The sequence below is a fragment of the Streptomyces sp. SS1-1 genome, from assembly GCF_008973465.1.
GTDB lineage: Bacteria > Actinomycetota > Actinomycetes > Streptomycetales > Streptomycetaceae > Streptomyces.
Genome location: NZ_WBXN01000004.1, coordinates 3,947,944 through 3,959,953 on the forward strand (window position 1 = coordinate 3,947,944; position 12,010 = coordinate 3,959,953).

8 protein-coding genes are annotated in these 12,010 nt (G+C 72.7%); 5 read left to right on the forward strand and 3 right to left on the reverse strand.

Annotated elements, in window-relative coordinates:
- Positions 1-264: 264 nt before the first annotated feature.
- Positions 265-2,901 (reverse strand): bifunctional SulP family inorganic anion transporter/carbonic anhydrase, encoded by a 2,637-nt coding sequence (locus tag F8R89_RS19480; RefSeq protein ID WP_151785163.1) that lies wholly within the window; start codon positions 2,899-2,901, stop codon positions 265-267.
- Between the two features lie 292 nt (positions 2,902-3,193).
- Between F8R89_RS19480 and F8R89_RS19485 the strand changes: the two genes are divergently transcribed.
- Positions 3,194-4,558: a hypothetical protein gene (locus F8R89_RS19485; protein WP_225994440.1), complete on the forward strand. Its 1,365-nt coding sequence runs from the start codon at positions 3,194-3,196 to the stop codon at positions 4,556-4,558.
- A 79-nt stretch (positions 4,559-4,637) separates the two neighbouring features.
- Here F8R89_RS19485 and F8R89_RS19490 read toward each other — a convergent pair whose 3' ends face one another.
- Positions 4,638-5,648: an ATP-binding protein gene (locus F8R89_RS19490; RefSeq protein ID WP_151785164.1), complete on the reverse strand. Its 1,011-nt coding sequence runs from the start codon at positions 5,646-5,648 to the stop codon at positions 4,638-4,640.
- A gap of 145 nt (positions 5,649-5,793) precedes the next feature.
- On the opposite strand from F8R89_RS19490, the gene F8R89_RS19495 reads away from it, so the two are divergent.
- Positions 5,794-6,618, forward strand: a complete 825-nt coding sequence (locus F8R89_RS19495; protein ID WP_151785165.1) for an oxidoreductase — start codon at positions 5,794-5,796, stop codon at positions 6,616-6,618.
- 424 nt (positions 6,619-7,042) lie between these two features.
- Here F8R89_RS19495 and F8R89_RS19500 read toward each other — a convergent pair whose 3' ends face one another.
- Positions 7,043-7,876, reverse strand: coding sequence for an HAD family hydrolase (locus F8R89_RS19500; RefSeq protein ID WP_151785166.1), 834 nt, complete (start codon positions 7,874-7,876; stop codon positions 7,043-7,045).
- Between the two features lie 574 nt (positions 7,877-8,450).
- Between F8R89_RS19500 and ssd the strand changes: the two genes are divergently transcribed.
- The 3 genes from ssd (at position 8,451) to F8R89_RS19515 (ending at position 11,972) form a co-directional block, all read left to right on the forward strand.
- Positions 8,451-9,563, forward strand: coding sequence for a septum site-determining protein Ssd (gene ssd / locus F8R89_RS19505; protein WP_151785167.1), 1,113 nt, complete (start codon positions 8,451-8,453; stop codon positions 9,561-9,563).
- Positions 9,564-9,907: 344 nt separating this feature from the next.
- Complete coding sequence (locus tag F8R89_RS19510) at positions 9,908-11,098, forward strand: TadA family conjugal transfer-associated ATPase (protein WP_264158889.1); 1,191 nt, start codon at positions 9,908-9,910, stop codon at positions 11,096-11,098.
- Positions 11,091-11,972, forward strand: a complete 882-nt coding sequence (locus F8R89_RS19515; protein ID WP_151785168.1) for a type II secretion system F family protein — start codon at positions 11,091-11,093, stop codon at positions 11,970-11,972. Before F8R89_RS19510 ends, F8R89_RS19515 begins: the two co-directional genes overlap by 8 nt.
- The last annotated feature ends 38 nt before the right edge of the window (positions 11,973-12,010 follow it).

Here is a 12,010-nt window from a genome sequence, read left to right on the forward strand (position 1 = left end):
GGCCGGGTGCACACCTGCTGTCGGCGCCGGTCATCCGTTCCCACGGACGCCGTACGCACGCGGTTCAGGCATGTAATCCCTTTCACACTCCGACGCCGGGGCCTGCGGGGACTCCCGTACGAGTCGCCCGGATGGCCCCGGCCGGGGGCCGCGGTGCGTTGCGGCGACCGGTGGGAGCGGGATGCCGCCCGTCCTGCGATGCGCGGGCCCCCTGGGTGTCGCGCGGCCCCGTGCTCGGGGCGGGGCCGCGCGGCTTCGGCCGGGTCAGGCCGACAGGTCGGCGACCCCGACGTGGTCGAACACCTCGTCCTCCCCGCCCTCGGCCAGCAGGTACGCCTGGGCCTCGCCGACGTGGAAGTACATCCCGTGCAGCTCCAGCTCTCCGGCCCGCAGGGCCCGGCTCACCGAGTCATGGGCGCGCAGATGCTCCAGCTGCTGGATCACATTGGTCAGGCAGAGCTGCTCGACCGCGTCGGCCGCCGCTCGCCCGGCGAGTCTGGCCGTGGGCCGGCTGCCGTCGGCCATCCGGGCGACGCTCGGTCCGCCGTGCCGCAGCCATCTGCGGAGCGGGGTCTCCACGCCGTCTTGGCCGGTGGCCTGGGCGGTGTTCCGGGCGGTGTCCTCGTCGGAGGCGAGCAGGGCCTGCATGGCCCCGCACCCGGAGTGTCCGCACACCGTGATGGACCGCACCCGCAGCACGTCCACCGCGTACTCGATCGCGGCGGCCACCGAGTCGTCCCCGCTCTCCTCGCCGGGCGGCGGGACGAGATTGCCGACGTTGCGGACGACGAAAAGGTCCCCGGGGCCGCTGCTGGTGATCATCGAGGTGACCAGCCGGGAGTCCGCGCAGGTGAGGAACAGCTGCGAGGGCTGCTGCCCCTCCCGTGCCAGCCGCGCCAGCTCGCCCCGCACGAGCGGCGCGGTGTTGCGCTGGAACGCGCTGATGCCTCGGGCCAGTTGGTGGGCGGTGACGGTGCCGGTGCCGGCGGGCGCGGCGGTGCGGGTGGCTGTGGGTGTGCTGGTGGTGCCGGTCGTCGCGGGCCCTTCGGCGGCTGGGCTGCCGGAGGCGACCGGAGTCGTCGGGCCCGTGAGCGTCCCCGCTGCGGTGGCGAGTGCGGTGAGTCCGTCGGTCAGGGTGGAGGGCTGGGTGGGGGACTGGGTGGAGGGCTCGGTGTCCTCGGGTGCGGGTCCGTCGCCCGTGGTGCCGGGGCCGGTCGGGCCGTCGGAGGTGCCCGTCTCCGGGATGGCGCACTGGTGGTTGCGCCACGGCGTCCACGGGTGGCAGCGGCAGCCGGACGTGTCGGAGGTGCCCGGACCGCCGTCCAGGTGGAGGCCGGCCGCTCCCGTCGGTTCGCCGATCCGGACGCCGGTGCGGCGGCCGACCAGTTCGACGGTGCCTCCGTGTGCCGCCTGGGTGCTCTGCCAGTCCTGGAGGGACTCGTACGCCGCGTGGTCCATGAAGGAGCCGTCCAACTCCACGACGGCGTGGGCGCCTTGCGGGACCTGGTGCAGGGTGCGGCTGAGCCGGGGCACCGCGAGGAACGTCAACTGACCTCGGACACGGACGCGATGGACTCCTTCCTGCGCGTGGTGGGTGATCCGGGTGCGGGTGAGGCGGTGCAGGGCGACGCCGACCGCCATGGCGATCCCCAGCGTCACGCCCTGGAGGACGCCGAGGAAGACCACGCCGAGGGTGGTGACGGCGTAGACGAGCACTTCGCGGTGGCGGGTCACCGTGCGGATGTGGTGCAGGGACACCATCTGGATGCCGACGGCCATCACCAGGGCGGCGAGCGAGGCGAGCGGGATGAGCTCGAGCACCGGGACCATCAGCAGCGCGGCGATCACTACGAGAACGCCGTGCAGCATCGTGGAGTTCCGGCTGACGGCACCCGCGTTCACATTCGCCGTGCTGCGGACCGCCACTCCGGCGATGGGGAGGCCGCCGAGGGCACCGGAGACGACGTTGGCGGCGCCCTGGCCGAGCAGTTCGCGGTCGAGGTCGGCGCGGCCGACGCGGGCGGACAACTCGGGCCGGGCGGCGACCAGCTTGTCCACGGCGACCGCGCCGAGCAGCGACTGCACGCTGCACACCAGCGTGATCGTGAGCACGGCGGCGATCAGGCCGAGCACGGGGCCTTCGGGGAGGCCGGCCAGGGCGTGGCTGCTCCAGGACGGCAGGTCCACCTTGGGCAGGCTGAACCCGAGGAGTGCCGCGCAGCCGGTGGCCCCGGTGACGGCGACCAGGGGCGCGGGTACGGTCCGCAGGAGGTGTCCGGCCCGGCCGGGGAGGCGGGGCCAGGCCAGGAGCAGCGTGAGGGTCAGGGCGCTCACCGCGAGGGCGGCGGTCTGTACCTGGGCGAGTTGGGCCGGCAGGTCCCGCAGGTTGAGCAGGACCGAGCTGTGCGGGGTGCCGCCGAGGACGATGTGCAGCTGGGCCACGGCGATGGTGACGCCGATGCCGGCGAGCATGCCGTGCACGATGGCCGGGCTGACGGCGAGGGCGGTGCGCGCCACGCGCAGGAGGCCGAGGCCGAGCTGGGCGAGTCCGGCGAGGACGGTGATGGCGCAGGTCGTACGCCATCCGTAGCGCTGGATCAGCTCGGCGGTCACGACGGTGAGTCCGGCGGCGGGGCCGCTGACCTGGAGGGGGGCGCCGCCGAGCCGTCCGACGACGACTCCGCCGACGGCGGCGGCCACGAGGCCGGCCTGCAGGGGGGCGCCGGTGGCGAGGGCGATGCCCAGGGAGAGGGGGAGGGCGATCAGGAAGACCGCGATGGACGCCGATACGTCGGCGCCGGCGAGGCGGGGGCCGCGGGGCCGGGCCGGCGGGCTGTGGGGCTCGTGGCTGTGCTCCTTGGGGTTGGCGTCGTCGTGGCGTGTGGGGGTGCAGGCTGACATGTTCCCGTCTCCTCCGGGGCAGCGCGGTCGCGGATCGTCGGGGCTCCTGGCGGTGCGCCAGGGGTCTGTCGCGGCCGTGTGGTCACGGCGTACAGCGGCGGGTGGTGACAGTCGGTAAACGGATCGTAATGGAGAGTAAAGACCGGGAATAGAGTGTCCGAGCAAATGGACTAATAAATCCCTCTGGAGGGTGAAGTGGCGGATTAGTCGGCTTGTCGTATTAATTCCACCTTCGACCCGTGCGATCTTGGCGGCGCCGCCGGACCCGAGAGAAGGAAGAAGGTGGACGGACATGGCCGCCACCCGCAGGACCGCTCCTCACCGCGCTACCGCCGTATCCGCCAGGTCGGCCACACCCCGCAGACGCACCCCACCGCACCGCTCCGCCGGACATCGCAGGATCGCCGCGGGCACCGCGATCGCCGCCGTCTGCGCGGCGTCGCTCGCGGGATGCGCGATCGGCTCCGACCCGGACGGGCAGGCCGCGCCCGGGCCGCAGAAGCAGAAGCCGGTGGCCCCCGCGCCGAAGAGCGCGATCCGCCTGATCGGCGACGGCTCCACGGCGTACACCGGCGCCCAGCCTCATCTGCCGCGGCCGGAACGCCTGAAGCCGGGCCAGAAGCCGCCCCAGTTCGTGGTGTTCTCCTGGGACGGTGCCGGTGAGGACAGCCAGAAGCTGTTCTCCCACTTCCGCAAGGTCGCCAAGGCCAACAACGCGACCATGACGTACTTCCTCAGCGGTGTGTACATGCTGCCGGAGGACAAGCGCGACCTCTACCGGCCGCCGCAGCACTCACCGGGCCGCTCGGACATCGGCTTCAACGACCAGGCGGGGATCACCGACACCGTGCGGCAGCTGCGCCTCGCCTGGCTGGAGGGCAACGAGATCGGCACCCACTTCAACGGGCACTTCTGCGGCAAGGGCGGCGGCGTCGGCGAGTGGTCCGTGAAGGAGTGGAAGGAGGAGATCAGCCAGGCCAAGAGGTTCGTGAAGTCCTGGAAGACCAACACCGGGATGGCACAGGCGGACCCTCTGCCCTTCGACTACGACAAGGAACTCATCGGCGCCCGCACGCCCTGCCTGGAAGGCCGCTCCAACTTCGTGAAGGCCGCCCGGGAGATGGGCTTCCGCTACGACTCCAGCGGCGTCAACAACCAGCTCTGGCCCACGAAGAAGGACGGTATGTGGGACCTGTCGATGCAGCTGGTGCCGTTCCCGGGGCACTCCTACGAACAGCTCACCATGGACTACAACTTCATGGTCAACCAGTCCGGGACCAAGACCCAGGGTGACCCCGCCAAGCACGAGTTCTGGGGCGACCAGATGCGGGACGGGCTGCTCATGGGCTTCCAGCGGGCGTACCACGGCAACCGCGCCCCCCTGATCATCGGCAACCACTTCGAGTCCTGGAACGGCGGCACCTACATGCGTGCCGTCGAGGAGGTCGTCGAAGCCGTCTGCAACAAGCCCGATGTGCGCTGCGTGTCCTTCCGCCAGCTCGCCGACTGGCTCGACGCCCAGGACCCCGCGACCCTGCGCAAACTGCGCACGCTGACCGTCGGCGAGGCTCCGAAGCAGGGCTGGGCGTCCTTCCTGTCGGGCAGCGGGGCCCCGGCCCCGAAGGGAGTGCCGGGAGCGCCGCCGGCCGGACGGTAGGACTCCGGCCGCCCACCCCGGCGGCGGGGCGGGACCGGACGGGCGGGCCGGTGCGTCAGGCCGGTGGGGCGGGCCGTGGTCAGACGGTGGGGGACAGCGAGGAGTCCGCCTCGGAGAGCGCGCCGAGGTGCTCGCCGAGGACGAACCCGGGGTCGATCTGCGCGGCCAGATCGGCCCCGGTGCGCTCGTTCCCCCAGGACTGGGCGTTCTTCAGATGGAAGTGCACCATCTGACGGGTGTAGCGCTCCCAGTCCCGCAGCTCGTACGTCGCGTCGGCGGCCGTCCGCAGACGGCGCAGCGCCGTGTGGTTGGCGTCCTCCAGGAGCTCGAACCGCGGCGGACGGCCCTTCTCCATGGCCCGGACCCAGTCCGAGTGCCCGACGGTCACCAGCAGGTCGTCCCCGACCTCGGCGCGCAGGAAGTCCAGGTCGTCCTGCCCCTGGACCTTGTTCCCGACGACCTTGAGGGCGACTCCGTAGTCGCGCGCGTAGTCCCGGTACTGGCGGTAGACGGAGACCCCCTTCCGGGTCGGCTCGGCGACGAGGAACGTGATGTCGAAGCGGGTGAACATCCCGGAGGCGAAGGAGTCGGAGCCCGCCGTCATGTCGACCACGACGTACTCGTCCTGGCCGTCCACGAGGTGGTTCAGGAACAGCTCCACCGCTCCGGTCTTGGAGTGGTAGCAGGCGACTCCGAGGTCGGAGTCGGTGAAGGGGCCGGTGACCATCAAACGGACGGCGCCGCCGTCGAGTTCCACCGGCCGGGCGCAGGCGTCGTACACCGGGTTCGGCTCGCGTACCCGCAGCAGCCGCGACCCCTCGCCCGGTGGCGTCGTCTTGATCATCGTCGCGGCGGACGCGATGCGCGGGTTGTGGCCGCGCAGGTAGTCCTTGATCAGCGGCAGCCGCTCGCCCATGGCGGGGACCGCCGCGGCTTCCCTCTCGTCGAGACCGAGCGCGGCTCCGAGGTGCTGGTTGATGTCGGCGTCGATGGCGACGACCGGCGCTCCGGCCGCCGCCAGATGGCGGATGAACAGGGAGGACAGCGTCGTCTTTCCGCTGCCGCCCTTCCCGACGAAAGCAATTTTCATGTTCACCAAGAGTAGTGGGACGGTAGCTGTACGTGGCATGTGGGGCGGAAAGGCCACCCGATCGAGGGGTGGAGGCCGTCGTCTCGCGCGCGGGAGTCCGGACGGGGTGGCGGCCGGAGCGGGGGCGGCGCGTAATGTCGTACTCATGAGTACGACAGGCGCGTCCGCCGATCCGCTCGCGGCCCTCGGGTCGCTCCCCGGTGTGCCCGAGGCCGTGGAATCGGTGCGCAAGGCAGTCGACCGGGTGTACGGGCACCGGATCATGCGGCGCCGCAGCAACGAGATCACGTCCGAGGCGGCCCTGCGCGGCGCCCGAGGCTCCGCGGCGTTGTCCGGGGCGGACTGGGCGCTCGAGGAGGTGCGCCGGCGGACCGACTTCAGCGGTGACGACGAGGCGCGCGTGATGGGCGCGGCCCTGCGGCTCACCGCCGAGGCCGGTCAACTGCTGTCCATCTGGCGTCAGTCGCCGCTGCGGGTGCTGGCCCGGCTGCACCTGGTGGCCGCGGCGGAGGGCGACCAGCGGGTCGGACGGCCGCGGCAGGAGGGCGAGGCGGTCGACGAACCGCTGATCGAGCTGCCGCTGCCGAGCGCCGCGGAGGCGCACGGCCGGCTGGAGGGCCTGTCCGAGCTGATCATCGCGGGCGGATCGGCGCCCGCGCTGGTGACAGCGGCCGTCGTGCACGGGGAGCTGCTGGCGCTGCGCCCCTTCACCTCCCACAACGGCCTGGTGGCGCGTACGGCCGAACGGGTCGTCCTGGTCGGCAGCGGGCTCGACCCGAAGTCGGTGTGCGCGGCCGAGGTGGGGCATGCCGAGCTGGGCCGTGCGGCCTATCTGGCGGCGCTCGACGGCTATGTCTCCGGCACGCCCGAGGGTATGGCGGCCTGGATCGCCCACTGCGGTAAGGCGGTCGAGCTGGGTGCCCGCGAGTCGACGGCGGTCTGCGAGGCGCTCCAGCGCGGAGCCGCGTGAGCGGCTTTCCGCCGTGTGGCGCGACGCGAATTCCACGGACAGTGTGAGCCGCGGCGAACCCGGACAAAGAAATGCGGCGGTACGAGGATTCGTACCGCCGCTGGCATGTCCATCGGGTTACCAAGCGTCCTCGATATGTTGCCCATCAGGTCGGGAACTTTGCCCGTCACCTGGTGCGGCTGGCCCGTAATCGACGGGTCGACGTCGCGTGGGTGCCCAATGTCCATGCTCGGTCCGTGGGGCCAATCTGCGTAGCTCAGGTGATCCTCTCGGATGTCCTTGGTCTCGCGGGCCGTTGAGTCCTTTGTACTCCAGACCGCAACCAAGCGGAAGACCTCGCTGCAGTTCTTTACTTTTGCTCTCAAATATGGGCCAAACGGGCATCGATATCCGCACGGGACGGGAGAGGCGGCGGGAGCGCGCCTCAGGCGAGCGCCGTGCGGCGCCGGCTCGCGTACCAGACGAGGCCGGCGGTGGCCGCGGCCGCGCCTATGGCGGCCGCCGCGACGAGGGCGGGCCGCGGCGGTACCGAGAAGGCGGGGAAGCGCTGCTTGAGCCGGACCGGCCGGTGGAAGTCCAGAATCGGCCACCCGCGCGCGAGCGCTTCGCGGCGCAGCGCGCGGTCCGGGTTCACGGCGTGCGGATGCCCGACGGTCTGCAGCATCGGCAGGTCGGTGGCCGAGTCGCTGTAGGCGTAGCAGCGGGCGAGGTCGTAGCCCTCGGACGCGGCCAGCTCCCGGATCGCCTCGGCCTTGGTCGGGCCGTACGCGTAGTACTCCACCTCTCCGGTGAAGCAGCCGTCGTCGCCGACGACCATCCGGGTGGCCACCACGCGGTCGGCGCCGAGCAGCTCACCGATGGGCTCGACGACCTCGGCGCCGGACGTCGACACGATCACGACGTCGCGGCCGGCCGTGTGGTGCTCCTCGATGAGGGACGCTGCCTCGTCGTAGATGATCGGGTCGATGAGGTCGTGCAGCGTCTCCGCGACGATCTCTTTGACCTGCTGGACGTTCCAGCCGCGGACCATCGCCGAGAGGTACTCGCGGGTCCGCTCCATCTGGTCGTGGTCCATACCGCCCACGCGGAAGACGAACTGCGCATAGGCGGTCCGCAAGGCGGCCCGGCGGTTGATCAGGCCGCCTTGGTAGAAGGACTTGCTGAAGGTGAGCGTGCTCGACTTCGCAATGACCGTCTTGTCCAGGTCAAAGAAGGCGGCTGTGCGGGGCAAGGAGTGGTTTTCCACGCCCCTGAGCATAGGCGCAGCCCATTCGGCGTAAGGTGGGCGCGTGGGTTTGCTTGAGAAGGCTCTCGGGTACACCATGGAAGTCACGGATCGTTCGCGACCGTGCTAACCCGGTCCGACTCCTCCCCCCCCCCGAGTCGGCCGTGGAGACGACCCCCGCTCTCCCCCCCGGCGGGGGTCGTCGCATGTCCGGGGCCATTTTTCCCTTATGGCCACGGCCGCGAGGCCGGAGCCCGGCGGCTGCTGCCGCCCTTTCGGCATGCTTCCGATCCGTGACACTCCGTAATCGTGGCGCCGCTGTGGGGAGATCGTCCAGAGGTGAGTGCAAGGCTCACCGGTTTGGGTGACGGTCATATTCACAACTACCGAGTTGTCCACAGTTATTGACCAAGATCCACACGATTTGCCGGATCGCTGCATCGTGATTCCGACGCGTCCCGGCGGGCCGACTTCATGGCCGGTTCCGGTTTGTCGGGCGTGATTGGCCGGTTCCAATCGGCCGTTCATATGGGGGCCGCTTACCGGCTCTTCACACCTTTGGGAATGGCGTGGCCGCAGGGCCGCGCGAACGATGCAGCGATGGGGGATGGACACCGTGACCGCAGCCGTCACACACGATCCGCCGGGGCCCGGCTCCGGGCGGCCCGGGAAGCCGTTGATCGTCACCGAGGACGCCGACCTGCTCGACGATCTGCTGCGCCTGTGCGCGGCGGCCGGCGCCACACCCGAGGTCCACCACGGGGTGCCCGAGCCCCGCAGCGGCTGGGAGGCGGCCCCGCTCGTGCTCGTCGGCGACGACGCGGCCCGCCGGGTACGCGGCGCCGGACGCCGAGGCGGAGTGGTCCTCGTGGGCCGCGACCAGGACGACTCGGGGGTCTGGCGCCGGGCCGTCGAGATCGGCGCCGACCACGTCCTGATGCTGCCCGACGGCGAGCAGTGGCTCGTCGACCGGATCGCCGACGTCGCCGAAGGCGTCGGCCGGCCCGCCCTCACCGTCGGGGTCATCGGAGGACGCGGCGGATCGGGGGCCTCCACGCTCGCGTGTGCCCTCGCCGTGACGGCCGCGCGCGAGGGACTGCGCACGCTGCTGGTGGACGGCGACCCACTGGGCGGCGGACTCGACGTCGTTCTCGGCGGAGAGGCCGTCGAGGGCCTGCGCTGGCCCGCCTTCGCCGGCTCACGCGGACGGCTGGGCAGCGGCGCCCTCGAGGAGTCCCTGCCCGAACTGCACTCCCTGCGGGTCCTCAGCTGGGACCGGGGCGACAGCGTCGCGGTCCCTCCGCAGGCGATGCGTGCCGTACTGGCGGCGGCCCGGCGCCGCGGTGGAGCCGTCGTCGTCGACCTGCCCCGCCGGATCGACGACGGCGTCGCGGAAGCCCTGGCCCAGCTCGACGTCGGCCTCCTCGTCGTCCCCGCCGAGCTGCGCGCCGTCGCCGCCGCCCGGCAGGTGGCGTCGGCGATCCAACTGCTGCTGAGAGACCTGCGCCTGGTCGTACGGGGGCCCTACGCGCCCGGACTCGACGACCGGGAAGTGGCCCGGCTCCTGGATCTGCCGCTGGTGGGCGAGGTGCCGGTGGAGCCGGGGCTGCTGCGGCCCCACGAGCACCGGGAACCACCCGGCGCGGCGGCGCGGGGCCCGCTGGCCCGCTTCTGCAGGGAGTTCTGGGAGCGGGCGCTGTGCGAGGCGAGGGCGGCGTGACGGGCCTGAGCGAGGTGGAGGGCGGCGTGAGGGGTCTAGGCGAGGTGGAGGGCGGAGTTGTGCGAGAGGTCGGCGGTGGCCGGGTGAGTTCGGGTTCGGCGCGCGGGGGCTCGGAGACGGTGATGAGCGCGGGTGCGGGTGCGGGCGCGCGTGTTGTTGCACGGGCGCGGGTGCCCAGTTGGGCGGTGCGGAGTTCGGAGGGTGGAGGCGGGGCGCGGGTCCGGTCGGGCGTTCATGGGGTGTCTGTGCGCACGGCGGCCGGCGAAGGCGGAGCCCGGCCGGGTGGCGTGGGTGGTGCGGCCGGTGGGCGGTGGGCGCCGGGCGGTGTCGGTGGGACGGCGGATGTGCCGGCGGGGCTGCTCGACGGGGTGCGGCAGTGGCTGGCGGAGAGCGGGTCCGAGCCGACTCCGGCCCGGGTCGCGCAGGCCCTGCGGGAGCAGGGCAGGGTGCTGGGGGATGCCGAAGTGCTGGGCGCGGCCGAGCAGTTACGGTCCGAGCTGGTCGGCAGCGGCCCGCTGGAGCCATTGCTCGCCGATCCGGCCGTGACCGACGTGCTGGTGTCGGCACCGGACCGGGTCTGGGTCGACCGGGGCGGGGGCCTGGAGCTGACCTCCGTGTGCTTCCCCGACGCGGCGGCCGTACGACGTCTCGCGCAGCGCCTCGCAGCGGTGGCAGGCCGGCGCCTGGACGACGCCCGGCCCTGGGTGGACGCCCGGCTGCCCGACGGGACCCGGCTGCACGCGGTGCTCCCACCGGTGGCTGTGGGGTGTGCGTGTCTGTCGCTCCGGGTGGCGCGGCCACGGGCCTTCAGACTCGGCGAACTGGTCGCGGCGGGGACGGTGCCGCCGGGCGGGGACCGGGTGTTGCGGGCCCTGGTCGGCGCGCGGCTGTCCTTCCTCATCAGCGGCGGCACCGGCAGCGGTAAGACGACGCTGCTGAGCGCCCTGCTGGGGCTGGTCGGGCCGGGTGAGCGGATCGTGCTCGCCGAGGACTCGGCGGAACTGAAGCCGGACCACCCGCATGTCGTACGGCTGGAGAGCCGGCCCGCCAACCAGGAGGGGGCGGGGCTCGTCACCCTGGAGGACCTGGTGCGGCAGGCGCTGCGGATGCGGCCGGACCGGCTCGTCGTCGGCGAGGTGCGCGGACCCGAGGTGGTACATCTGCTCGCCGCGCTCAACACGGGTCATGAAGGCGGCTGTGGGACTGTCCACGCCAACGCGGCCGCCGATGTGCCCGCCCGTCTCGAAGCTCTCGGTACGGCGGCGGGACTCGACCGGGCCGCCCTGCACAGTCAGTTGGCCGCAGCGCTGTCGGTCGTCCTCCATCTCGTACGGGACCGGACCGGGCGTCGGCGGATCGCCGAGGTGCATGTGCTGGAGCGGGACCCGGCCGGGCTGGTGCGGACCGTGCCGGCGCTGCGGTGGGCCCCGGAGGGGTTCGTGGCCGAGCGGGGCTGGGAGCGGCTCCAGCCGCTTCTGCGCGGGGGTGGCGAGGTCAGGAGTGCCGCGGGGGCAGGTGGGGGGAGCCATGGGTGAGGTGGTCTCCGGCGCGCTGGACGGGTTGGGCGCGGCCGGTGTGTGCCTCGGAGCGGCGGCCGTCTGTCTGGTGGGCGGGCAGGACCAGGGTGTCCGGCGGGCTCGAGTGCTGTTCGCGGGCGGCGAGGGGCTGGACGCCGGGCCGTCCGACTGGTGGCGGGTGACCGGGACGCTGCGGCGGGTGCGGGGGCGTGTGCGAGCCGAGGGGTGGGCTCTGGTCGCCGGTCTGGTGCTGGCGGTGCTCGGGTCGTCGGTGCTGCCGCTCGTCGCGGGGGCGGGCGGGGTGCCGTTGCTGAGACGGATGCGGCTGGCCCGGGAGGAGCGGCGCGCGCGGGAGCTGCGCGGAGGCGCGGTGATCGCGCTGTGCGGGGCGCTGGCCGGTGAGGTGCGGGCGGGGCGGCAGCCCGGTGAGGCGTTGCTGCGGGCGGCGCATGACTCGGGCGGGCTCGGTGCGGCGCAGTCCGCCGTACTGGCGGCGGCGCGGTTCGGCGGCGATGTGCCAGGCGCGCTCGTCTCCGCGGCTCGGCAGCCCGGTGCCGAAGGGCTGTCGGGGCTGGCCGCGTGCTGGCGGGTCGCCGTCGACCAGGGCGCCGGCCTCGCGGCCGGGCTGGACCGGCTGGAGGCGGCGCTCCGCGCGGAGCGCGATCAACGTGCCGATCTGCGGGCCCAGTTGGCGGGAGCGAGATCGACGGTGGTGATGCTCGCCGGGCTGCCGGTGCTCGGGCTGCTGCTCGGGGCGGCCATGGGCGCGGATCCCCTGCACGTGCTGCTGCACACCGGTGCGGGCTTCGGGTGCCTCGCGGTCGGCGGGGTGCTGGAGGGGGCCGGCATGTGGTGGGCGGCGCGGATCGTGCGGGGAGCGGAGGCGGGGTGAGGAGGCGGGGTGAGAGGCCGCGAGAGGAGGCGGAGTGA